Genomic DNA, 23,192 nt, shown 5'->3' with positions numbered 1-23,192 from the left:
CAAGTGTCAACAAACAAACAGCCTAACCCTATTCTTGCATTGTTTATCATCCCAATAGGCGGACTGGTATTTTTGAATTTAGGATTTCTAATGACAGGCCTTATTCGTTTTGTCTTAGCAAGACTACTTATCAGCGGAGGAGAGGAACCAGCAAGATGGGTCCCAATCGCCATCCATATCAGTACAGCTGTTATCTTTCTAGTTGCATCAGTATTAATACTAAGAAGTGAAAGACTTAAGGATGTATATAAAGCAATGTTTTCAGTGGTACCAATAGCTGTGCTGCTGGTTTATACTGGTATGTTCCTATTTGAATGGCCTATAGCAGTATATGCAGTAAGTATTGTGATTGTAACTGCCATATCATTTTACTTATTTAAAACAAAAAGACCCTGGATGTACTATTACGCCCTGTTCCTGATTTCCTCAGCCCTGCTTTACATGCAAATCACCGGGATAGACATTTAACCCCTGATCCACCACTGTCATCCCGACCGAAAGTGGAGGGATCCAAGTTTTTACTTTTTGTAGGGGTGTACCATTGGTCGCCCGTTATTGTCATCCTGAGTGTTGTAGGGTCAGACGACCCTGTCTGACCGCAGGGATCTCATCTTTTATCTTTTGATTTTAATTGTCAACTGTCAATTGTCCATTGTCAATTGTAGAAAGGAGGCCTAACCCATGAACCCCAAAGTTGAATCCTACATAAGCATACTAACTAAAAAAGATGCCGGTATTAAACCAACCTTTGATGAACTGACAGACGAGCAGCTCTACCACTTCTGCATAGAGGAGGATCTTATCGACTCAGAGATCGCCTACCTTTACAACGTAGACATGGAGGATGTAGCCAAGAGAAGATACAAAGCTTACCTGAATCAGTTGCATCTAATACAAGAAAAGCTGCTGCAGGATCACTTCGTAGTAGCCAAAGGAGACGAAGCAGAAAAAGATATAAGCTCCATAGCCTCTGAAAACAATAAGAAGATAATACAGCAGATCCACAATCTTTCAAACACAGAACTGGACGAATTACTCGACTATTTGATCACCAACAATAAAAAACTCAAAATGGTGAACCTCAAGTAACCCGACCACTGTCAACTGACTACTATCTACTTTCAACAAACCACTTTCAACTTTCAACCAACAACTATCAACTATCCACCATCCCTGTCATCCTGAACAACGTGAAGGATCTTAGCTCTTGGTTCTTGGTTCTTAGCTCTTAGCTGTTTTCTCCTCTGGAAACAAATGTGACATAAGACAACAATTATATTTACAATAATAAAACCTGATGCTAATCTTAAATTAATGGAGAAAGGTATGGGGGTACCATCTCTTATTATCCTGTTATCGATGGAACGCCGTATGCGATGAAAGTCGCACGTACGGTGTGGACCTTAGCGAAATCCGAAAGGATAGCAAGGGATGAAGCAAATGCAATAAGACTAGGTTGGAAGTATGGATCAGATGATTGGACCTGTCCAGAAGGATACAGAATGCCAACTGCTGATGAGTATGAACAGATCAAGCATGTTATTCTGGAAGAAGATTATGCACAATTCAGCTACTGGCATTCAATTGCAATCGCAGTAGGTGGGTGAAACTGCAAGTGGAATGATGCCTGGTGCGGGCAGCCCTCGATTGAAACAATGGTAATACCAGCAGGGGATAACACAGAAGGTAGCGACGGCGGAATGATGTGTGGAGATTATCAACAGCTTCACATCTGTATAGCAGAAGACAGTAACTAAAATGGGATGCCTGGGGAACCGGGCATCTTTCTTTTTAATTGTTTAAAGAAATGCAAAACCTATATTTACACATTTGTAAAATATTGATACCCTATAGGTAGAGTGCGGTATGGGGGTACCAGTTCAAGTTGTCCTGTAATCGATGGAACGCCGTATGCGATGAAAGTCGCACGTACGGTGTGGACCTTAGCGAAATCCGAAAGGATAGCAAGGGATGAAGAAGAATTGGATGGAATAGAATTAACAATAGGTAGTACGCTATCTGGAAGCATAGACTCAGAAACAGATACTGATCTTTATCACTTCACAATAACGGATGAAGACATATATCTAATGTTCACTACCAGTGATTTTGATGCCGAATTAACACTTATGGATACTGATATGAATGAGATCCAATATGATGATGACGGAATTGAATTTGCTGGTGATGCACAAATCGTTATAACTCTAGGTGTCGGTTCATACTACCTTGAAGTAGGTGGCTGGAGTTCATCAACAGGATCTTATCAGGTAACATTACAATTGGATTAATAGCTAATCCAATTTAATCAGGAGATATCACTAAGATATCTCCTTTTTAATTCTTACCAGGCTTCATACCTACATACTAACCACAGACCTCTTTCAATTAACAACTAACCCCTTTCAACTAACCACCAACCACTTTCAACTATCCCTGTCATCCTGAACGACAGTGAAGGATCTTAGCTCTTGGCTCTTGGCTCTTAGCTCTTAGTTCTTGGCTCTTATCTCTTAACTGTTTTCTTCATTGGAAATATACGTGACAAGCATCGAAAACTATGTTTACATGTCCATAGTACCTTGATAATCTAATGTATAGAGCAAGGTATGGGGGTACCAGCTCTAATTATCCTATTATCGATGGAACGCCGTATGCGATGAAAGTCGCACGTACGGTGTGGACCTTAGCGAAATCCGAAAGGATAGCAAGGGATGAAATTGAGTGGAAATATGGATACGAAGCAGAAGTTAGAGAAGTCCCGACCTCAGGTTCAAGATACATTACTGCTTGGTCAGCTGCATATATTTATGAACCCGAAATAGGTGATAAGCTGATTTCTGGTATCGCGTATTATTTCATTAGCTATAACGAAGCAACAACTGTAACACCATATGTATATGAGTCGGATAGCAATGACGTTGAAGGAACAATGGTATGGACAGGAGATACTATTAATGTCGATGGTGGTCAATGGGTAGAAATCAGTATTCCAAATAATGAGAAGGTAACTATTGAAGAAGGTAAATATTACTGGATAATACTTGAAATGAGCAGTGATGGTGAAAGCTACCTGGGCTACTTTGATACTCAAATAGGGCAGCCCTACAGACAAAGAGAGAACCCTGGTGAGTGGTACTTTGCAAGCTCCTATGCTCTTCAATGCAGAGTAGAGGGATTTGTAGTTACCGAACGTTAGTAGGGTAGTAATTCTATGGTAGGAATAGGTTCTGGTAGTTTGTGCCAGAACCTATTTTTATATGCCAAAGACAATCTACATTATTGACATAATACGTCAATACAGTAGTATTTAAATAGAGTGGTTAAGAATAACACTTCAATTACCGCATGGGGGTGCGGTTTAACATTTATCCTGTTATCGATGGAACGCCGTATGCGATGAAAGTCGCACGTACGGTGTGGACCTTAGCGAAATCCGAAAGGATAGCAAGGGATGAAGAATTTACTACTTATTTTGAAGATTTTGAGGAAGATAACGGAGGTTATTCCTCTACAGGTGACTGGCAGTATGGGACGCCGATTACATGGCCCAGTAGTGCAGCGTCAGGTTTATATTGCTGGGGAACTAATCTTAATGGCAACTATTCTGCACTCTCAAATTCTATTCTTAGAAGCCCTGAAATCGATATGACCGGTGTGGCAATCGGTTCAGAAGTTCAAATCAAGTGGAAACAGGCACTACACATAGAGCCTTCAATTTGGGATCATGCAACTGTATCATTCTCAGTTAATGGTGGAACGTCCTGGTCAACAATTTGGGAACACACAGAAAGTACCGTCCAAGTAAACTGGACTGAGTACACCTATACAATTCCTTCATTTACTGGAGATCAAATTGAACTCATGTGGCTACTTACAGATGATGGGATAGTTCATTACTCAGGACTATATGTTGACGATGTTTATGTAACAGTAGTTGAATAAGTAATATAAAACGACTTCTGGGATCAGGTTACCAGAGGTCGTTTTATATCCTTTGACCACCAACCACTTTCAACTGTCAACCATCCCTTCCTGAACGACAGTGAAGGCTCTTAGCTCTTGGCTCTTAGCTCTTAGTTCTTGGCTCTTAGCTCTTAACTTTTTCTTCATTGGAAATATACGTGACAAGCATAAAAAACCATATTTACATGTCCATAGTACCTTGATAATCTAATGTATAGAGCAAGGTATGGGGGTACCAGCTCAAGTTATCCTGTAATCGATGGAACGCCGTATGCGATGAAAGTCGCACGTACGGTGTGGACCTTAGCGAAATCCGAAAGGATAGCAAGGGATGAAGAAGTAGTAGTAACGCTTGGGGAGCCAACAGCTCTTCGATTCGTAAATGATAGTGGATTCAATGCCCTTTCTACAGAAATAGAGATCGAAGGAGCATTATTCAATGAGCATGCGGCAGACTCATCCTACTGGGAAATAGATTTAGGAACGTCAGGTCTTGGACTGCTGGATATGCTTGTATCAGAAGATGGAACATCCATAAGAGTTAGATTCCTCAATGATCCGGCTGATGGAACTATAGAGTTTAAACTTCTAGCAGGCGGCAATACAGAGGGCATTGAAACAAACACAGTTACACTGGATGTTTTTAGTGAAAATGATGGAGGGTATGTTACGTCAGGAACAGACGACTGGATATACACTACACATTCTACAGAAGAAGATTATCCAGGCTATAATGAAGAAGTAGGTACAATGAGCTGGAGAACCAATACTTACACAAATAACATGTTAATTAGCCTTACTACTCAGCCTGTGGATCTTCCTGATTCAGAGTCAATTTCTATTGAATGGCTGCAAGCTTGGAGAACCGAAGGCGGCTGGGACTATGTAAATGTGTACTATAAGCTGGATGACGGCAGCTGGAACCTATTAAGCACCAATTCAGGCTATAGCACTTGGCAGCAGATGAGCTATGTAGTGGGAGTAGACCCTGATGCTGAGACTATCACAGTCAGATGGGAGTTCACAACTGATTGGTCTGTAGTTAGACCTATTGATGCTGTCTACGTCGACAACTTGGCGATCACACCATACGAAGCTCCAGATGTATAACAGCTGAGAAAGACACACACTCGTCAAAAAAGCTCCGGTTACCCATTCCGGAGCTTTTTCTTTCAACCTACAACTGTCAACTGTCTACCAACTACCTACCACCTTCAACTTTCAACAAACAACTTTCAACAAACCACTAACAACTAATGTAGCTTTCCATCAACTTAAGGGTATATATTCCTTGCAGGTTTAATGTTTTCCTAACCACTGTCAACTAACCACTGTCCACTGTCCACTGTAAACAAACCACCACCCACCCAAAGGAGGTAATAGCCATGCTATTTAAAAACAGAACGGAAGCCGGGCAAAAGCTTGCTGAGCTCTTATCCGACTATGCCTCCCAGGATGTTGTAGTCTACGCACTTCCAAGAGGTGGGGTAGTCCTTGGCGCTGAAATCGCCCGAGCCATCAATGCCCCACTGGATCTAATAATAACCAGAAAGATCGGGCACCCTTCAAACCCTGAATATGCAGTATGTGCACTGGCAGAGGATGGGGCACCCATATGCAACCAATCAGAGCTTGAAAGACTTGGACATCATTGGCTTGAAGAAGAGAAACACAAAGCAAGGGAAGAGATCCAACGAAGAAGAAAAGAATACCTTGGAGACACAACCCAAAAAGAAATTAAAGGAAAAACAGCAATCATTGTAGATGACGGCATAGCAACAGGCCTTACCATGATAGCTTCCATTGAAGAAATGAAGATCCATGAACCTAAAGAGATAGTCGTAGCAATACCAATAGTTCCTTACCTAACCTCCCTTAAGCTAGAAGGCATGGTCGACAAAGTAGTCTGTGTAGAAGCAACTCGAGACTTCCTTGGAGCAGTGGGAGCCTACTACGAAGACTTCACCCAGGTCGAAGACGAAGAAGTCAAGCGCATACTTAAAGAATTAAATAACTAAACACCAAATCAATCAGCCCTCCCTTCAAAGAGGGCTGATTTTTAGTGCATTTGAAGGCGATATTTGTCATTAATATTTTGAAATTAAAATAAAAATGATATATAATCAACTTATGTCATTTATCAAATGGCAATATCACCTTAATACAGGAGGAACATTATGGATGATAATATAAGTACATATATAAACAGCGGAATGATAATGGAAAAGATCAGCGATATTACAAGAATCGTCGATCCCCTTAAAAAGAAAGTCATAAGCTTCAAAGAAAATGATATCTCCACCGAAGACATTAAATGCTTTGATTTTTGGGAGAAAGGCCAGGTTTGTGAAAACTGCATATCCATGAGAGCCTACAACGACAATGCCTCCTACGTAAAGATAGAGTACAACGATGACAAAATGTATATGGTAACTGCATTTCCATATAACATTTCAGGTAGCAAAGTAATTGTCGAAATACTAAAGGACATAACCAACTCAATGTTTTTAGAATCCAGTGAGCATCCCGGCTTAGAAAGATCCGGCATCGCTGCGCTTATAGACAGTATGAATAAACTTGCATTTGTAGATCCTCTCACTGGAGTATACAACAGACGCTACATAATGGAAAAGCTTCCCGTGGATATACTGAATTCAACGCTTCTCTCCAGAGAAATTTCAATAATTATGGTTGATCTGGATTTCTTCAAAGAAGTAAACGACAACTACGGACATTTAGCAGGAGACAGCATTTTGAAGAATTCAGCACAGCTGCTTTCAAATTGCCTGAAAAGACGCAGCGACTGGGTAGCAAGATTTGGCGGCGAAGAATTCCTGGTTTGTTTGCCGGGTTCAAATCTTGATACCGCACTAACTATAGCTGAAAATATGCGGAAGTCACTGGAAGAATCAACTATACCCTTTGAAGGCAAAGATATCGGCATAACTGCAAGCTTTGGTATTTTCAGTGGTAAGATAACAGGAAGAGAAACTGTAGATGAGCTGATAGGCTATGCTGATAAAAAGATGTACCTGGCGAAAAAGAACGGAAGAAACAGAATAGAATATTAGAAGAACAAGCTGGCAAGATGATGATACAACACATAGTTGTGCAGGTCTTGCTATTTTATTTTAAGATAATCAGATAAAAATAAATTAAATTGATTACCAGTTCGGAATATGCTACAATATAAACGTTCAGTCAACGAATGAATAATTATATTTAAGGAGCTACCAAATGAAAGAAACCGGATTCTTCTTACCGACACCAAAATATAAAGAACTAATGATCTTGGAGATAATTGAAAAAAAGCCTGATACCACCCAAAAAGAGATCGGGAAAGAAATTGGAGCAGCAGCTTCAATGGTAAATGCTTATTTAGACGAATACGAATCCCATGGCTATATAAGACGCGAATATATAACAAGCAAAACAGTTAACTACCATATTACTCCAAAGGGACTAAAGAGGAAGAATTTCCTTAACATAAGTTACCTGGAGCAGCTTATGGATCTTCATAAGCTTGCACGAGAGGGAGTTGAAAACTACCTTCAAGAAATATCGAAAAAGGGATTTAAGAAAATACTTCTTTATGGAGCAGGGGAGGTCGCCGAGATAATTCTTGGAGTAATCAAGTTTGGATCATCAGTAGATCTGGACATACTTGCAGTAGTAGATGATGATCTTGAAAAGAGAGGTAAGCAAATCGTAGGTTATCCAATAATATCAGCTGTTGATATAAAAAAGTATGACCATGACGGTATTTTCATCTCAAGTTATACATATGAAGATATAATAAAGCAACAGCTAATTAAAAAAGGCTATGAAAAAGAAAAGATACTAACATTCTTTACAGAGAATATTTAATAAATATATTGTAATTCTATTCTTAGGGTGAGTGTTATGAGAAATAAATCCAGAGGATTTACTTTAATAGAATTGATAATTATGATTACCATACTGGGAATTATTGCTTCAATTTCTTTTTTGCGGTTACCAGGGCTAAGAAGCAAGGCTGAAGAAAACGTGTGCGCTGCAAACAGAAAGACTGTAGAAAGAACGTACATAACTCTATTGACTGAGCAAGAGATTGATCATGTGAATATTATATTTAATAAGTTTCTTATTGAAAACTTTGATGAAATATGTCCAATTGCTGGTGTTATTAGCTATGAATATAGAGTCGTAAAATGTAGTATACATAGTGCTGGTAGTGAAGACAAGAAAAACGAAGATCCACCAGATGAAGAAGTTCCCTGGTTATGATTGGATGTGTATATCGACGTGAGTATGGTGAAAGGATAAAGAGGCTGTAAAGCAGTAATATCAACGGTTTCAGCATAACAGCTAAATGTACTAATGTTACAGAAGCATTACACGTCTAAGCATCCAATCAAGATATAGAATTATGCAAGATATAGTGCTAAAAATCAATCAAATCACTACATATAGAACAAGAAAATAAGGTGTTCTGAACACCATAAACATACATTTACAAAGAGCAGGAGGAACTATCATGGTTTACTTAAAAATTAAAAGATTAATAGATATCATACTTTCGTCGTTAGGACTTATTATATTATCTCCTGTTTTTTTAGTACTTATTATAGCAATCAAGGTTGACTCCCCTGGACCTGTTCTCTTTAAACAGAAGAGAGTCGGGATCCATAAGAGTCATTTTCATATATTGAAGTTTAGAACGATGCGTATTGATACGCCGAAGGACACGCCAACACATCTTCTTGAAAATCCTGATCAATGGATTACGAAGGTTGGTAAGTTCTTACGTAGAACATCTCTTGATGAACTGCCGCAGATCATTAATATCTTTAAGGGCGAGATGAGCATCATCGGTCCACGGCCTGCTCTGTGGAATCAGTATGATCTGATTGAAGAAAGAGACAAGTATGGTGCAAATGACGTACCTGTTGGTCTTACAGGCTGGGCGCAGATTAATGGTAGAGATGAGCTTGAGATTGATGTAAAGGCGAGACTTGATGGAGAGTACGCCGAGAAGATAGGGTTCTTGATGGATGTCAGATGCTTCTTTGGGACGATATTTAGTGTTCTTAGGAGTGATGGTGTTGTTGAAGGTGGGACTGGGACGAAAAAAGCTGATAAAGAGTCAGTGAAACACTAGGGGTGAGTAGATGTTATTAGTGACAGGGATTACAGGTCATTCTGGAAGATATTTCTTGCAAGAACTTATTAAAAATAAATATGAAGGTCCAATCCGCTGCATCGTTAGGGAATCTTCTGATACTAGATTGCTGGATAACAGCGGGTTAAATATTGAGAAGGTTTATGGAGAATTAACTGACCAAGAATTTCTTGATAGGGCAATGATTGGTGTAGAAGAGGTCGTTCATATTGCTTCGATTTTTTATTCTGCCATTGTGATTAAATCTGCAGTTAAGAACAATGTTAAAAGAGCAATATTTGTCCACACAACCGGTATATATTCAAAATATAAAAGTGCTTCAGAAGAGTATCAAGATATTGAAAGAACTGTAAAGCAAACTATAGAAGTTAATAAGTCCGAGATACAGTTGATATATTTAAGACCTACTATGATTTATGGTTATTTGAATGACAGAAATATGATTATTTTTATCAAAATGGTTGATAAGCTTAGAATTTTTCCGGTTATATCAAAAGGAAAAAACTTTCTACAACCCGTTAATGGAAGAGATCTAGGAAAAGCTTACTATCAGATATTACTGAAAAAAGAAATTATTTCTGGAGATTACATCTTATCTGGTGATAAGCCAATATCAATGCTAGAAATGTTTGAGCTGATAAGTTATTACTTAAATAAAAAAACCTTCTTTGTTAATATTCCATTAGGTATGGGAGTCTTTATGGGGAGAATACTGAAGTTTATTACATTAAATAGAATTGATTATATAGAAAAAATACAAAGAATGGGTGAAGATAGAAATTTTCACCATGATGCTGCAAAAGCAGATTTCAATTATTCCCCAATGTCATTTAGAGATGGATTAAAAATTGAAGTTGAGGAATATTTAAAAAGCAAAAAATGATTAGAATAGGAGTCTGTTCGAAATGAAGATCTTGGTTGTTTGTCAATATTATTATCCTGAACCTTTTAGAATTGCAGATATTTGTGAAAGCTTAGTTAATAGAGGTCATGAGGTAACTGTATTGACTGGACTTCCAAATTACCCAGAAGGAGAGATTCTTAAGGAATATCGTCATGGAAGGAAACGAGAAGAAAAACTTAATGGCGTTAACGTAATTAGGTGTTTTGAAATCGGTAGAGGTAAGAGCAAATTAAAACTATTTTTAAATTATTTTAGTTATGCGACTTCCGCTTCATTTAAATCATTATTCATGAAAGATCAGTATGATGTAATTTTGGTTAATCAGCTTTCCCCAGTAATGATGGGGATTCCAGCAATGGTGTACAAAAAGAGATTTAAAAAGAAAATTTTATTTTATTGCCTAGATTTATGGCCAGATAGTTTAGCAGCGGGTGGAGTTAAGCAGAATTCAGTAGTTTATAAATTGTTTTATAAAATATCCAGATGGATATATAGTTGGGCAGATCTTATATTGGTTACATCTAGTATGTTTGAGGATTACTTTAGACATGTACTAAAAATAAATGAGATAAGTTTAAAACATTTGCCTCAATATGCTGAGGACTTATTCACCATAAATTTGGAACATATCTCTGCTAGTGATGATAAAAATAAAACTTATAATTTTGTTTTCGCAGGAAATATTGGAGATATGCAAAGCGTAGAAACAATCATTAGAGCTGCTAATGAGTTGAAAGACATAAAGCATATTTCATTCCATATAATTGGAGATGGATCTAGGCTAGAAGATTGTAAAAAGCTGTCGGATGAGTTGGAAATTAATAGCATTAGATTTTATGGAAGAAAACCAATCGAAGAAATGCCAAAGTATTACACTATGGCCGATGCGATGCTTATAACGTTAAAAGCTAATAAAACATTATCTTTAACGTTGCCAGGCAAAGTACAATCGTATATGGCTGCAGGTAAACCGATTATTGGAGCCATTGATGGAGAAACGAGACATGTAATTGAGAAAGCTGCCTGTGGTTTTACCTGTGAAGCTGAAAATTACAATGCTTTAGCAAAAATAATAAAAGAATTTTGCATTAGCAATGAGAAAGAACAAATGGGGAAAAATGCTCAGAATTTCTACATAGAGAACTATAGCAAAGAAAAATTCATGACAGTATTAGAAAATGCACTATTTGATTTGGAGGATAAATAGATGTTTAAAAATAAAACATTATTAATTACAGGTGGTACAGGATCTTTTGGGAATGCAGTCATGAAAAGATTCCTTGATACAGATATCAATGAAATCCGAATTTTTTCTCGTGATGAGAAGAAACAAGATGATATGAGAAAACTTTATAAGAATGATAAGTTGAAGTTTTATATAGGAGATGTTAGAGACCTTGCAAGTGTTAAAAATGCTATGCATGGAGTCGACTACATCTTCCATGCGGCTGCTCTTAAACAAGTCCCCTCTTGTGAGTTTTTTCCACTTGAAGCAGTTAAAACGAATGTGCTTGGTACGGATAATGTACTTACAGGTGCAATCGAGATGGGGGTTAAAAAGGTAATATGTCTCTCTACAGATAAAGCTGCTTATCCAATCAATGCTATGGGCATCTCAAAAGCTATGATGGAGAAAGTTTTTGTGGCAAAAGCTAAGACTGTTGATTCTGAAAGAACACTTATCTGTGGGACAAGATATGGGAATGTAATGGCATCTAGAGGTTCAGTAATTCCGTTGTTTATTGATCAGATTAAGAGTGGACAACCACTGACAGTAACTGATCCACATATGACAAGATTCTTAATGAGTCTTGAAGAAGCAGTAGAGCTAGTTGTATTTGCTTTTCAAAACGCTGAAGCCGGCGATATTATGGTTCAGAAATCCCCAGCATCAACTATCGGAGATTTAGCAAAAGCAGTTAAAGAACTCTTTAAAGCAGACAATGAAATCAAAGTAATCGGTACTCGTCATGGAGAGAAACTTTATGAGACGCTTCTAACAAAAGAAGAGCATGTTGTAGCTAAGGACATGGGTGGTTTCTATAGAGTACCTGCTGATAAAAGGGATCTAAACTATGACAAGTACTTTGTTGAAGGAGATCAAAAGCTTTCATCGGAAGATGAGTACAACTCTCATAATACAGAAAGACTTAACATAGAACAGATTAAACAAAAGTTACTTCAGCTTGATTATGTAAGAGAACAATTGGAAAGTTGGGATAGATAATGAAGATTTTAGTCACTGGGGCAAAGGGCTTCATAGGAAAAAACTTAATTACAGAGCTGAGAAATAGAAAGTATGATGATATTTTTGAGTATGATAGAGATACAGATTCTTCTCTACTTGATGAGTATTGTAAAGAGGCTGACTTTGTGTTTCATCTAGCGGGAGTTAACCGTCCAAAAGAACAGTTTGAATTTATGGAGGGTAATTTTGGTTTCACCTCAGATCTATTAGATTCTCTTAAGAAATATAATAACACCTGCCCGGTGATGATTTCGTCTTCCATTCAAGCTGAGTTAGATAATCCTTATGGTGAAAGTAAGAAGGCGGGAGAAGACCTCTTATTTGCTTATGGCAAAGAAACTGGATCTAAAGTGCTTATTTACAGATTTCCTAATGTGTTTGGTAAATGGTGTAGGCCTAATTATAATAGTGCGGTTGCTACATTCTGTCATAATATTGCGCATGATCTACCTATTCAAGTGAATGATCCAAGTGTTGTAATGAACCTTGTATATATAGATGATGTGATTAGCGAACTCATCAATGCACTAGAAGGAAATGAGAATAATTTAGATATGTTTTGTGAAGTTCCTATCGTACATACTATAACACTTGGTGAAATAGTAGATTTGATTTACTCGTTTAAGAGTAGTAGAGAAGATCTATCAGTGCCAAATATGTCTGATGAATTTGTCAAGAAACTCTACAGTGCATACTTAAGCTATTTGCCTGAAGACAAGTTTAGTTATAACTTAAAAATGAATGTGGATCAGAGAGGATCGTTTACAGAGTTCATAAAAACACCTGATCGTGGCCAGGTTTCAGTTAATATCTCAAAACCTGGAATAACAAAAGGTAATCACTGGCACCACACTAAAAACGAAAAATTCCTAGTGGTAAGTGGCAAAGGGATTATTCGATTTAGAAGAATAGATTCAGATGATGTCATAGAGTATTACGTAAGTGGTGACAAAATGGAAGTTGTTGATATACCAACGGGTTATACACATAACATAGAGAACCTTGGTGATACAGATATGGTTACCATAATGTGGGCTAATGAGTCCTTTGATCCTGAAAAACCTGATACTTATTATTTGGAGGTATAACTGATGAAGAAATTAAAAGTCATGACAGTCGTTGGGACTAGACCAGAAATAATCAGACTGTCAGCTGTTATTAATAAATTAGAAGAATCTGAAGCGATTGAACACATTCTAGTTCATACAGGACAGAACTATGATTATGAACTTAATGAAGTGTTTTTTAATGACTTCAATTTGAAGAAACCGGATTATTTTCTCAATGCTGCGACAGGAACAGCAGTAGAAACAATAGGAAATATTCTGGTGAAGATTGATCCTATCCTTGAAGAGGTTAAGCCTGATGCATTTCTAGTGCTTGGAGATACAAATAGCTGTCTATGTGCAATAGCAGCAAAGAGAAGACATATTCCAATCTTTCATATGGAAGCCGGGAATAGATGCTTCGATCAGAGAGTCCCAGAAGAAACAAATAGAAAAATTGTGGATCATACAGCAGATATAAACCTAACTTATAGTGATATTGCTAGAGAATATCTTTTAAGAGAAGGTCTTCCTGCAGACAGAGTCATTAAAACGGGTAGTCCAATGTTTGAAGTTCTTAATTCTAGAAAAGAAGATATTGAAAAGTCAGATGTACTTGAGCGCTTAGGACTTGAAACAGAGAAATACTTTGTTGTTTCTGCTCATCGAGAAGAGAATATCAGCTCAGAGCAAAACTTCAGAGATTTAGTAGATAGTTTAAATACGATAGCCGAAAAGTATCAGATGCCACTTATAGTAAGTACACATCCTAGAACAAGAAAAATGATTGAATCAAGAGGAATTGAGTTTAATCCATTAGTTAAGACCATGAAACCACTTGGATTCAATGATTATGTGAAACTTCAAAAGTATGCAAAGGCTGTTTTAAGTGATAGTGGGACAATAAGTGAAGAGTCATCAATTCTTGGGTTTAGGGCACTTAATATTAGACAAGCTCATGAGAGACCTGAAGCTATGGAAGAAGCATCAGTCATGATGGTAGGACTTAAGAAAGATAGAATTCTTCAGGGGTTAGAAGTGTTAGAAACTCAAAAGAAAGATACATTGAGATTAGTAGCTGATTATAGTATGCCTAATGTGTCGGATAAAGTGTTAAGAATTATTTTATCTTATACAGATTTTGTGAATAGGGTAGTTTGGGGGAGATAAGAAATGAATAATAACAGAGAATATCAAATCTGTACTAACTGCGTAATGGATACAACAGATAGCAAAATAGTTTTTGACGAACATGGCGTATGTGATTATTGCAACAGCTATAAAAATGAAATCTTACCAAATTGGAATCCAAATGAATTAAATGAGATTGAATTAAAAAAGATTGCAGAACAAATTAGGAAAGAAGGTCAAGGAAAAGAATATGATTGTATTCTTGGACTAAGTGGTGGAACGGATAGTTCATATTTAGCATATATCGCTAAAGAAAAGATGGGATTAAGGCCGTTGATTTATACGGTGGATACGGGATGGAATCTAAATGTTGCTGTTGAGAATATTGAAAGACTAGTTAAAGCTTTAGATTTGGACATGTATACTGAAGTTATTAACTGGGATGAGATGAAAGACCTGCAACTAGCTTTCTTTAAAGCACAAGTAGCATACCAGGATTTACCGCAAGACCATGTGATTTTTGCTGGACTATATAATTATGCTGTTAAAAATGGGATCAAATATGTTTTAACAGGTTCAAATATTGCTACTGAATGTGTAAGACCGCCAATAGAGTGGGTTCACCTCAATGATTTAACACTAATCAAAGATATTCATAAACAATTTGGACAGTCTAAGCTAAGAACGATGCCAATGTGCAGCATGTTTAAATATCGATTGTATTATCAATATTTTAAAGGAATGAAGAGGGTAGCTCCTTTAGATATGATTCATTATGATAAAGACGCAGCTGAGAAAGAATTGAAAGAAAAATTCGGCTGGGAAAAATATGAGAACAAGCATTATGAGAATATATTCACGAGATTTTATGAAGGGTACTATTTGCCGAAAAAATTTGGTTATGACAAAAGAAAAAGTTACTTTTCTAATTTGATCCTAACGGGTCAAATGACTAGAGATGAAGCATTAGAAAAGCTCAAGGAATCTCCATATAGCAAAGAGATGATGAAAGAGGACATGGAATATATCGCAAAGAAATTAGGGGTTTCAGTAGTAGAATTTGAGAAAATAATCAATGGTGAAAATAAAACATATAAAGATTACAAGAACTCGCTTAGCTTGATCGAACTAGCGATTAAGATTGCAAAAATAGTTGGTGTAGAGAAAAGAAATTTCCGTTAAATGAGGTGATGTAAGTGATAGCAGTAATAGATTACGGGATTGGAAATGTTAGTTCAATTGTAAATATGTTAAAAAAGATCGGAATAGAGGCCAAGCTTGCAAATTCACCTCAGGACATAGAGCTGTCTGAAAAGATCATTCTTCCAGGGGTAGGATCTTTTGATACCGGAATGAAAAAATTGAAATCGAGTGGATTAGTCGATTCCATATTCCTTCACGCTGTTACTAATAGAAAACCAACACTAGGGATATGCCTTGGCATGCAAATGTTAGGTCGAAGTAGTGAAGAAGGCAATGAAGATGGGTTAGGTCTAATCCCTTTCGATACAGTACGATTTCAGCTCGAAGATAGAAAAGATTTAAAAACACCTCATATGGGATGGGATATCGTATCACTGGAATTGAATGAGGATCCTGTATTACAAGGACTTGAAGGGTTACAGAGATACTATTTTGTACATTCCTATCATGCTAAATGTGATAATGAGGAGAATGTCCTCATGAGATGTGATTATGGATATTCATTTCCTGCTGCTGTGAAGAATGAAAAAATATATGGTTTCCAATTTCATCCTGAAAAAAGCCACAAATTTGGGATGGCATTATTGGAGAATTTCGCTAGGAGAGTTTAATATGTATTATAGACCAAGACTTATACCATGTTTAACAATGATTAATCGTGGATTAGTCAAAACAACGAAATTTAATAACCCGAGATATATTGGAGACCCAATAAACACTGTTAAGATCTTTAACGGAAAAGGTGTAGATGAACTTTGTGTATTAGATATTAGAGCTACAGCTGAGAGTAAATCTCCAGACTTCGATTATCTAAAGGACATTGCAAGTGAAGCTTTTATGCCTTTAAGTTATGGTGGCGGGATAACCACTCTCTCTGAAATTGAAAGACTGTTTTATATAGGATATGAAAAAGTGATTATTAATACTTCTTTTGTTACAAACCCGTCACTTGTCAAAGAGGCGGCTAGTTTTGCTGGTAGTCAGAGTATAGTGGTGTCACTTGATGTGAAAAATGATTTATTTGGAAGAAGAACATGCTTTATAAGCGATGGCAGTTCTAAGATAAAGGGAAGTCCTGTTGAACTGGCTAAGAGGGCTGAAGAACTTGGCGCCGGAGAAATATTATTAGCCTCTATGAGTCAAGATGGAACGATGGATGGTTATGATATTGATTTAGTTAAACTAGTGTCTGAAGCCGTAAGAATACCCGTTATTGCATCAGGTGGTGCAAGAGACATTTATGACTTTAAGAAAGTGCTCAATGAGGGTGGTGCTCATGCAGCGGCTGCTAGTAGTATGTTTATATACTATGGTAAGCAGAAGGCTGTTTTGATAACTGCGCCGAGTGAAGAGAGGTTAGTTGAAATAGGTATATACAGATAGTAAATTCACTAAGTTAGGAGTAAATACATGAAAGTATTATTAATAGATGTAAATTGCAAACATAGTAGTACAGGAAAAATTGTTTATGATTTATATTCTGAATTAAACAACCAAGATCATGAAGTAGCTATTTGCTATGGAAGAGGTCCGGTGGTAGCCGAAAAAAATATATTTAAATTTGGTATTGATATAGAAACATATTTCCATGCATTTATGACCAGAGTTACTGGATTGACAGGTGTGTATTCGCCTATTTCAACGAGAAGATTGATTAATTATATTGAGCTATTCCAACCAGATGTTGTTCATATACACGAATTGCATGCATATTTCGTAAACATTGCACCAGTGATGAACTATCTAAAACTTAAGAATATAAAAACTGTATGGACTTTCCACTGTGAATTCATGTATACGGGGAAATGTGGTCATGCTAATGATTGTAATAATTGGAAAACAGAATGTAATAGTTGTCCTCAATTACATGAATATCCAAAAAGTATTTGGTTTGACTTTACCAAATATATGTTCAACAGAAAGAAAAAATTGTTTTCTGATTTTAAAAAACTAACCATTATTACCCCATCTAATTGGTTAGCTGATCGAGTAAGATTATCTTTTTTAAAGGATAAAGAAATCAAAGTTATCCATAATGGTATCGATACTCAGAATACTTTTTATCCAAGAGAATATAAACATCTCAAATCAAAACATAACTTAGTTGAAGAAAAGATTATTCTGGCAGTTGCTCCAAATTTAATGTCTGATGCAAAGGGCGGGAAATGGGTATTGGAACTTGCTCAACTACTACAATCAGAAAATATAAAGTTTATACTAATTGGGGTAGATGATTTAAGTAAAGATTATGGAGATAATATTATTGCTTTAGGTAGAACAACGGATCAAGTTGAATTAGCTGAATATTACTCAATGGCTGATGTATTTGTTATTTGTAGCAAAAGAGAAAACTTTCCAACAACATGCCTTGAGGCTTTATCATGTGGAACTCCCGTTGTAGGTTTTGATGCAGGTGGAACAAAAGAGACAGCTCCTGAGAATTATGGAGTATTTGTTGAATATGGAAATGTTCATTTATTAAGTGAAACCTTAAAAACTCACTTAGAAGGTGATTTAAATATGAAATCAAGAAATGAGTGTCAAATATATGGAAGTCATAATTATTCTAGATCAAAGATGATTAATGGTTACATAAATATTTATAGAATGAAATGAGGAGTGTCAATGAAAATTTTACATATTTGTTTATGTGGTCCATATAATGATGGTTGGAATTATCAGGAAAATGCATTATCTACGTATCATAAGAAGTTAGGTTATGAAGTTACACTTATAGCTACTCCATTCATTAACGACAAGAAGTCAACTGGATATTTACTCGTTGGAACGGATAATTATATAGATTCTAATGATATTAAAATCATTAGACTTCCTCTGCTTTTTTCAAACCATTCTAGGATTTCAAAAAGATTTAGATTGTATAAAGGATTATTTAAAGCTCTTATGTCAGAAAAGCCTGATATAATTTTTATTCACGGATTACAATTTTTAGACATTAGACAAATCGTTAAATATAAAAAAAATAGACCAGATATAAAAATATATGTCGATGGTCATGAAGACTACCACAATAGCGCTCGGAACTGGTTATCAAAAAATATTTTACACGGTATCATATGGAAGTATTGTGCTCAATTAATAGAACCATATACTGAAAAATTTTGGGGAGTGTTACCAGCAAGAGTTGACTTTTTGATTAATATGTATAATATCCCAAAAGAAAAAGTAGATTTATTGGTAATTGGTGCAGAAGATGAAAAAGTTAATATGTTTGGTAGTGAAAGCTGGATGGAGCACATTAGGAAGATAAATCAAATCAACAAAGAGGATTTTTTAATCATCACCGGTGGTAAAATTGATTCCAACAAACCACAAACATTATCTTTGATGAAAGCAGTTAATTCTTTAGAGCAGGATAAAATAAAAATGTTAGTGTTTGGTTCAATAGCTAATGAATTAGAAGAAGAATTTAATTCATTAATATCAGATAAAATTAGATATGTTGGTTGGCTTAACTCAAATGAGATATACCAGCATTTCAATGCTGCAGATTTAATTGTTTTTCCAGGGTTGCACTCTGTATTATGGGAACAAGCCGTTGGTCAGGGGAAGCCTTGTGTATTTAAGTACATTGAGGGTTTCACTCATATAGATTTAGGTGGGAATTGCAAGTTCTTGTATAGGGATACAATTGAAGAAATTAAGCAAGTCATAGATTCTATAATCAATAATATTGATCAATACAACAAGATGAAAAATATTGCAGAGATGAAGGGTATTGAAGAGTTTTCATATAGCAAGATTGCACTTAAAAGTATAGAAAGATAAAAGGAGATATTTAAAATGAATATTTTTAATAACTTGATGGAGAAAAAAGATAAAATTGCAATAGTTGGACTTGGGTATGTCGGCATGCCGATAGCGGTAGCTTTTGCTAAAAAAGTTGCTGTTATTGGTTTTGATCTTAATAAAAAGAAGATTGATTTATATAAAGCAGGAATAGACCCGACAAATGAAGTTGGTAACGAGGAGATAATGAAAACAACAGTAGAGTTTACTGCGGACGAAACAAAACTTAAAGAAGCAAAATTTCTTATAGTGGCAGTACCAACCCCAATAAATTCAGACAAAACACCAGACCTTTCACCTGTAGAAGGTGCTAGTAGAATTGTAGGGCGTAATTTAACTAAAGGCTCTATTGTGGTATATGAATCTACTGTATACCCAGGTGTAACTGAAGATGTTTGTGTGCCTATATTAGAAAAAGAATCAGGTTTAAAGTGTGGAGTTGACTTTAAGATAGGATATTCACCAGAAAGAATTAACCCTGGTGATAAGATAAATACTTTGGAAAGAATAATCAAAATTGTTTCTGGAATGGATGAGGAAAGTCTTGAAGAGATTTCTAAAGTTTATGAACTTGTTATTGATGCGGGGGTTCATAAAGCTAGTTCGATAAAAGTTGCGGAAGCAGCTAAAGTTGTTGAAAACAGTCAGCGTGATATCAATATAGCTTTTATGAATGAACTTGCAATGGTGTTCGATAGAATGGGAATTGACACAAAAGAAGTTGTTGAGGCTATGAATACAAAATGGAATGCGCTCGGTTTTACTCCAGGTCTTGTTGGAGGACATTGTATAGGTGTAGACCCTTACTATTTTGTATACGAAGCTGAAAAATTAGGCTACCATAGTCAAATTATTTTATCAGGAAGAAAAATAAATGATGGTATGGGTAAATTTGTAGCTGATTCAATCATTAAGAAGCTTATCTTAGCAAATAAAGTAGTAAGACAAGCTAAAGTTGTTATTCTAGGTTTAACTTTTAAAGAGAATACACCAGACACAAGAAATTCAAAAGTTGTAGATATTATTGATAGTCTTGGAGGTTATGGAATAGAACCAATCATCGTAGATCCAGAAGCTGATGCAGGGGAAGCAAAGTATCAGTATGGTATTGACTTAGTTGATATTAAAGACGTGAAAGATGCTGATTGTATAGTATTAGCAGTAGCTCATGATATCTTTAAACAATTGAGTTTGGATGAAATTGACTCTTTATACGGAGATTTTGAGAATAAGGACAAGATCTTAATTGATGTTAAGAGTATCTTAGATAGAAAAGAAATTGAAGAACAAGGCTATAGTTATTGGAGATTATAATTATACAATTTAGGACATTAGATACTGGATAGATTACTCAAGTCTAAGATATCAAAATCACGAAGTAAATAAGGATGATTGATTATGAAATCTGTTTATTCAATAAATAACCAAGATAGATACACTAGTAAAAATCAATCAAGAATAAAAGTTTTGTTTATTCTTGTCACATTAACATTATTGCAACAAATGCCAGTTATTAGAGATTTATATTATAATCAAATAAGATTGTTATTATATGTGTTTTTTGGTGTATATAGTATAGTTTCCTTTCTTAATATTACTAAGTTCCTAAAATTACGAATGGTTAAGTATTTTATCTATACCTTAATATACAGCTTATTTTTATTTATTGTCAAAAAGATGACGGGTAGTGAGACCGCTGATTTATTTGAATTGATAATTCCTTTTGGAATATTATTATGTTCTTTGAATACTGAATTAAATAAGAAGCAGATAAGTAGGCTAATAATATGGTATTTGATTTTATCTACATTATTGGGTGTTAGTTCGATATTCTATTATGGTACAGGATTTACTATTTCTGACACTTATTTTTTAGAAAGTAAAAATCAAATTGGACCTATACTTGGCATTTCAGCAATTATAACATTAATTTGGATTCTAAATAATAATCAAATTGATACGAAATCTAAACACTTAATATTCAAAATAGTGGCAATTACTTTGATTATATCTTCAATAGTTATAATAAGGAACAGAGCAAGTCTAGTAGGAATCTTGTTAACATTCCTATTAATCATCTCCAAAGAATATAGAATCAAAAGTACTATTGAAAATTTGCTTGTTGCTCAGCTTATTGTATTTGTATTGATGGCTTTATTTATTTTTGGGGCATTTAACAATTTGATAGATTCAATATCCAAATCTTTATTTCTTAATTATGATATTTATGACTTAAACTCTTTAAGTGCAGGTAGACTAGATGTATATAAATTATCCCTAATATTTGCCCTAAGATATCCAATACTAGGTGAGTTAGGAATTGGTGAATTTGCGTATTCTATTCCTCACAATTATATATTGAACAAATGGGTCTCTTTTGGTGTAATAGGGTCATTACCTATAGTGCTATTCTACTTATATCTCTGGTTTTATAGCTTGAGAGAAATCTATATTGTAAGAAGAAACAAAAATTATTCATTTCCATTATGGGTATTGCTATTTTCATTAATTGTTAGCCTATTTGAATATACTTATCCCTATGGACCTGGAGTAAGTCAAGTGATGGTATGGGTTTTGATTGGTCAATATTTGCTTAACATAAATAAAAAATTATAATATTGTATACTACACTACAATATTTTTTAGGAAGAAGGTTGTATTATGAATTCATTAAAGAAAATTATTAGAAAAAGTAGTGTTTTGACTAATTGTTATGGTTATTTAATTGGTGTTATTTGTTTATTCTCACCGGTTTTAGCTAGTAAAGTAATGTATAGAATATCCATGGGTGAAAAGTTAGATTTAAAGAATCCAGTTCGTTTTAATGAAAAACTTATGTGGCTTAAACTTTATGATAGGGATACACTTAAAACGAAATGTTCAGATAAGCTTTTAGTTAGAGAATATGTTGCATCTAAGGGTTGTAGTGAAATATTAAATGAATTAATTGGGTGTTTTGAAAGAGTAGATGATATAGATTGGGATATGCTGCCAAATAAGTTTGTTTTGAAATCAACTTATATGGCAGGGTCTAATGTTATATGTAATGATAAACCAACGCTTTGTGTTAACACTGCTAAATCAATTCTACGAAAAGGATTAAGGTCCAGAATTTTAAACACTACTGCTGAGATCCATTATTCTTCAGATACAAAAAAGATTATTTGTGAAAAATATATTGAAACTGAACAAGGGGTTTTACCAAATGACTTTAAGATTTATTGTTTTAATGGTGAACCAAAAGCAATACTAGCGATGAAAGATAGAGATAGTGAAATTTCAGAAATGTTTTATGATTTGGATTGGAACCCATTAAAAGAATATAGTAACAATGATACCTGTAAAGGGACCATAGATAGACCTAATAATCTTGATTATCTTATTTCTTACGCCAGGAAATTAAGTAAAGATTTTCATTTCGTAAGAGTAGACTTGTATGATACAGGAGAAAAAGTAATTTTTGGAGAGTTAACTTTTACACCCTCAGCGTGTTTATCAAAAGCACATAATCAAGAGGGGGATAAATATTTCGGGGAATTATTGAAATTACCAGTTTTATAAACTTACTAAACTTTTAGCATGTTAATAAATAATGCTTTACTGTTAAAAAGTGCGATATTAGAGTATATATTATTTTAATATTATGGAAGGTTTATGGAGTTTGATTTTATAATTTGTTAGTTTATGAGACTAATTTTTAAGCGTAGATGTTTTTCAAATTAA

Annotated in this window: 25 protein-coding genes; all 25 read left to right on the top strand. The window is 35.2% G+C overall.

Annotated features, from left to right (window positions below; all coding sequences use genetic code 11):
• Positions 1-3 precede the first annotated feature (3 nt).
• The 25 genes from AC4PHB_RS07320 (at position 4) to AC4PHB_RS07200 (ending at position 23,030) form a co-directional block, all read left to right on the top strand.
• On the top strand, positions 4-468 hold the full coding sequence (locus AC4PHB_RS07320; protein WP_492135797.1) for a hypothetical protein: 465 nt from the start codon (positions 4-6) through the stop codon (positions 466-468).
• Between the two features lie 213 nt (positions 469-681).
• A complete protein-coding gene (locus AC4PHB_RS07315; protein WP_492135796.1) occupies positions 682-1,089 on the top strand; it encodes a hypothetical protein in 408 nt (135 codons plus the stop codon).
• 287 nt (positions 1,090-1,376) lie between these two features.
• Positions 1,377-1,607 (top strand): hypothetical protein, encoded by a 231-nt coding sequence (locus AC4PHB_RS07310; RefSeq protein WP_492135795.1) that lies wholly within the window; start codon positions 1,377-1,379, stop codon positions 1,605-1,607.
• A 309-nt stretch (positions 1,608-1,916) separates the two neighbouring features.
• Positions 1,917-2,291, top strand: a complete 375-nt coding sequence (locus AC4PHB_RS07305; protein ID WP_492135794.1) for a hypothetical protein — start codon at positions 1,917-1,919, stop codon at positions 2,289-2,291.
• 302 nt (positions 2,292-2,593) lie between these two features.
• Positions 2,594-3,199 (top strand): hypothetical protein, encoded by a 606-nt coding sequence (locus tag AC4PHB_RS07300; protein ID WP_492135793.1) that lies wholly within the window; start codon positions 2,594-2,596, stop codon positions 3,197-3,199.
• Positions 3,200-3,399: 200 nt separating this feature from the next.
• The gene (locus tag AC4PHB_RS07295; RefSeq protein ID WP_492135792.1) at positions 3,400-3,945 is read left to right on the top strand and encodes a hypothetical protein; all 546 of its coding nucleotides are present in this window, start codon (positions 3,400-3,402) and stop codon (positions 3,943-3,945) included.
• 231 nt (positions 3,946-4,176) lie between these two features.
• On the top strand, positions 4,177-5,076 hold the full coding sequence (locus tag AC4PHB_RS07290; RefSeq protein WP_492135791.1) for a hypothetical protein: 900 nt from the start codon (positions 4,177-4,179) through the stop codon (positions 5,074-5,076).
• A gap of 275 nt (positions 5,077-5,351) precedes the next feature.
• Positions 5,352-5,984: a phosphoribosyltransferase gene (locus AC4PHB_RS07285; protein WP_492135790.1), complete on the top strand. Its 633-nt coding sequence runs from the start codon at positions 5,352-5,354 to the stop codon at positions 5,982-5,984.
• 159 nt (positions 5,985-6,143) lie between these two features.
• Complete coding sequence (locus AC4PHB_RS07280) at positions 6,144-7,037, top strand: GGDEF domain-containing protein (protein WP_492135789.1); 894 nt, start codon at positions 6,144-6,146, stop codon at positions 7,035-7,037.
• A 166-nt stretch (positions 7,038-7,203) separates the two neighbouring features.
• On the top strand, positions 7,204-7,833 hold the full coding sequence (locus tag AC4PHB_RS07275) for a winged helix-turn-helix transcriptional regulator (RefSeq protein WP_492135788.1): 630 nt from the start codon (positions 7,204-7,206) through the stop codon (positions 7,831-7,833).
• Between the two features lie 36 nt (positions 7,834-7,869).
• Positions 7,870-8,232 (top strand): prepilin-type N-terminal cleavage/methylation domain-containing protein, encoded by a 363-nt coding sequence (locus AC4PHB_RS07270; RefSeq protein ID WP_492135787.1) that lies wholly within the window; start codon positions 7,870-7,872, stop codon positions 8,230-8,232.
• Positions 8,233-8,482: 250 nt separating this feature from the next.
• Positions 8,483-9,106, top strand: a complete 624-nt coding sequence (locus AC4PHB_RS07265; RefSeq protein ID WP_492135786.1) for a sugar transferase — start codon at positions 8,483-8,485, stop codon at positions 9,104-9,106.
• Between the two features lie 10 nt (positions 9,107-9,116).
• Complete coding sequence (locus tag AC4PHB_RS07260; protein WP_492135785.1) at positions 9,117-10,010, top strand: NAD-dependent epimerase/dehydratase family protein; 894 nt, start codon at positions 9,117-9,119, stop codon at positions 10,008-10,010.
• 22 nt (positions 10,011-10,032) lie between these two features.
• A complete protein-coding gene (locus AC4PHB_RS07255) occupies positions 10,033-11,238 on the top strand; it encodes a glycosyltransferase family 4 protein (protein WP_492135784.1) in 1,206 nt (401 codons plus the stop codon).
• Complete coding sequence (locus AC4PHB_RS07250) at positions 11,239-12,258, top strand: polysaccharide biosynthesis protein (RefSeq protein ID WP_492135783.1); 1,020 nt, start codon at positions 11,239-11,241, stop codon at positions 12,256-12,258.
• Positions 12,258-13,367, top strand: coding sequence for a capsular polysaccharide biosynthesis protein CapF (locus AC4PHB_RS07245; protein ID WP_492135782.1), 1,110 nt, complete (start codon positions 12,258-12,260; stop codon positions 13,365-13,367). The genes AC4PHB_RS07250 and AC4PHB_RS07245 overlap by 1 nt, the downstream gene beginning before the upstream one ends.
• A 3-nt stretch (positions 13,368-13,370) precedes the next feature.
• Entirely contained in the window at positions 13,371-14,495 is a 1,125-nt protein-coding gene (gene wecB, locus AC4PHB_RS07240) for a non-hydrolyzing UDP-N-acetylglucosamine 2-epimerase (RefSeq protein ID WP_492135781.1), read from the top strand.
• A gap of 3 nt (positions 14,496-14,498) precedes the next feature.
• Complete coding sequence (locus tag AC4PHB_RS07235; RefSeq protein WP_492135780.1) at positions 14,499-15,638, top strand: N-acetyl sugar amidotransferase; 1,140 nt, start codon at positions 14,499-14,501, stop codon at positions 15,636-15,638.
• Between the two features lie 14 nt (positions 15,639-15,652).
• Positions 15,653-16,270 carry an imidazole glycerol phosphate synthase subunit HisH gene (gene hisH / locus AC4PHB_RS07230; RefSeq protein ID WP_492135779.1) on the top strand — a complete coding sequence of 206 codons (618 nt, stop codon included), beginning with the start codon at positions 15,653-15,655 and terminating at the stop codon, positions 16,268-16,270.
• Position 16,271: 1 nt separating this feature from the next.
• The gene (locus AC4PHB_RS07225) at positions 16,272-17,042 is read left to right on the top strand and encodes an AglZ/HisF2 family acetamidino modification protein (RefSeq protein ID WP_492135778.1); all 771 of its coding nucleotides are present in this window, start codon (positions 16,272-16,274) and stop codon (positions 17,040-17,042) included.
• Positions 17,043-17,069: 27 nt separating this feature from the next.
• Positions 17,070-18,275 carry a glycosyltransferase gene (locus AC4PHB_RS07220; RefSeq protein WP_492135777.1) on the top strand — a complete coding sequence of 402 codons (1,206 nt, stop codon included), beginning with the start codon at positions 17,070-17,072 and terminating at the stop codon, positions 18,273-18,275.
• Between the two features lie 9 nt (positions 18,276-18,284).
• Positions 18,285-19,448 (top strand): glycosyltransferase family 4 protein, encoded by a 1,164-nt coding sequence (locus AC4PHB_RS07215; protein ID WP_492135776.1) that lies wholly within the window; start codon positions 18,285-18,287, stop codon positions 19,446-19,448.
• Between the two features lie 15 nt (positions 19,449-19,463).
• Positions 19,464-20,783 carry a nucleotide sugar dehydrogenase gene (locus tag AC4PHB_RS07210; RefSeq protein WP_492135775.1) on the top strand — a complete coding sequence of 440 codons (1,320 nt, stop codon included), beginning with the start codon at positions 19,464-19,466 and terminating at the stop codon, positions 20,781-20,783.
• A gap of 84 nt (positions 20,784-20,867) precedes the next feature.
• Complete coding sequence (locus AC4PHB_RS07205; RefSeq protein WP_492135774.1) at positions 20,868-22,085, top strand: O-antigen ligase family protein; 1,218 nt, start codon at positions 20,868-20,870, stop codon at positions 22,083-22,085.
• Positions 22,086-22,130: 45 nt separating this feature from the next.
• On the top strand, positions 22,131-23,030 hold the full coding sequence (locus AC4PHB_RS07200) for an ATP-grasp fold amidoligase family protein (protein ID WP_492135773.1): 900 nt from the start codon (positions 22,131-22,133) through the stop codon (positions 23,028-23,030).
• Positions 23,031-23,192: the final 162 nt, after the last annotated feature.

This window comes from Gudongella sp. QWL-04 (assembly GCF_058683975.1).
Note: the sequence above shows the minus strand (reverse complement) of the source record. Positions and strands in the feature narration are given on the sequence as shown.

Bases quoted from the DNA above. Each gene is read 5' to 3' on its own strand.
- AC4PHB_RS07315 (WP_492135796.1), top strand. From the start codon at position 682: ATGAACCCCAAAGTTGAATCCTACATAAGCATACTAACTAAAAAAGAT.
- AC4PHB_RS07310 (WP_492135795.1), top strand. From the start codon at position 1,377: ATGAAAGTCGCACGTACGGTGTGGACCTTAGCGAAATCCGAAAGGATA.
- AC4PHB_RS07305 (WP_492135794.1), top strand. From the start codon at position 1,917: ATGAAAGTCGCACGTACGGTGTGGACCTTAGCGAAATCCGAAAGGATA.
- AC4PHB_RS07300 (WP_492135793.1), top strand. From the start codon at position 2,594: ATGTATAGAGCAAGGTATGGGGGTACCAGCTCTAATTATCCTATTATC.
- AC4PHB_RS07295 (WP_492135792.1), top strand. From the start codon at position 3,400: ATGAAAGTCGCACGTACGGTGTGGACCTTAGCGAAATCCGAAAGGATA.
- AC4PHB_RS07290 (WP_492135791.1), top strand. From the start codon at position 4,177: ATGTATAGAGCAAGGTATGGGGGTACCAGCTCAAGTTATCCTGTAATC.
- AC4PHB_RS07285 (WP_492135790.1), top strand. From the start codon at position 5,352: ATGCTATTTAAAAACAGAACGGAAGCCGGGCAAAAGCTTGCTGAGCTC.
- AC4PHB_RS07280 (WP_492135789.1), top strand. From the start codon at position 6,144: ATGGATGATAATATAAGTACATATATAAACAGCGGAATGATAATGGAA.
- AC4PHB_RS07275 (WP_492135788.1), top strand. From the start codon at position 7,204: ATGAAAGAAACCGGATTCTTCTTACCGACACCAAAATATAAAGAACTA.
- AC4PHB_RS07270 (WP_492135787.1), top strand. From the start codon at position 7,870: ATGAGAAATAAATCCAGAGGATTTACTTTAATAGAATTGATAATTATG.
- AC4PHB_RS07265 (WP_492135786.1), top strand. From the start codon at position 8,483: ATGGTTTACTTAAAAATTAAAAGATTAATAGATATCATACTTTCGTCG.
- AC4PHB_RS07260 (WP_492135785.1), top strand. From the start codon at position 9,117: ATGTTATTAGTGACAGGGATTACAGGTCATTCTGGAAGATATTTCTTG.
- AC4PHB_RS07255 (WP_492135784.1), top strand. From the start codon at position 10,033: ATGAAGATCTTGGTTGTTTGTCAATATTATTATCCTGAACCTTTTAGA.
- AC4PHB_RS07250 (WP_492135783.1), top strand. From the start codon at position 11,239: ATGTTTAAAAATAAAACATTATTAATTACAGGTGGTACAGGATCTTTT.
- AC4PHB_RS07245 (WP_492135782.1), top strand. From the start codon at position 12,258: ATGAAGATTTTAGTCACTGGGGCAAAGGGCTTCATAGGAAAAAACTTA.
- wecB (WP_492135781.1), top strand. From the start codon at position 13,371: ATGAAGAAATTAAAAGTCATGACAGTCGTTGGGACTAGACCAGAAATA.
- AC4PHB_RS07235 (WP_492135780.1), top strand. From the start codon at position 14,499: ATGAATAATAACAGAGAATATCAAATCTGTACTAACTGCGTAATGGAT.
- AC4PHB_RS07225 (WP_492135778.1), top strand. From the start codon at position 16,272: ATGTATTATAGACCAAGACTTATACCATGTTTAACAATGATTAATCGT.
- AC4PHB_RS07220 (WP_492135777.1), top strand. From the start codon at position 17,070: ATGAAAGTATTATTAATAGATGTAAATTGCAAACATAGTAGTACAGGA.
- AC4PHB_RS07215 (WP_492135776.1), top strand. From the start codon at position 18,285: ATGAAAATTTTACATATTTGTTTATGTGGTCCATATAATGATGGTTGG.
- AC4PHB_RS07210 (WP_492135775.1), top strand. From the start codon at position 19,464: ATGAATATTTTTAATAACTTGATGGAGAAAAAAGATAAAATTGCAATA.
- AC4PHB_RS07205 (WP_492135774.1), top strand. From the start codon at position 20,868: ATGAAATCTGTTTATTCAATAAATAACCAAGATAGATACACTAGTAAA.
- AC4PHB_RS07200 (WP_492135773.1), top strand. From the start codon at position 22,131: ATGAATTCATTAAAGAAAATTATTAGAAAAAGTAGTGTTTTGACTAAT.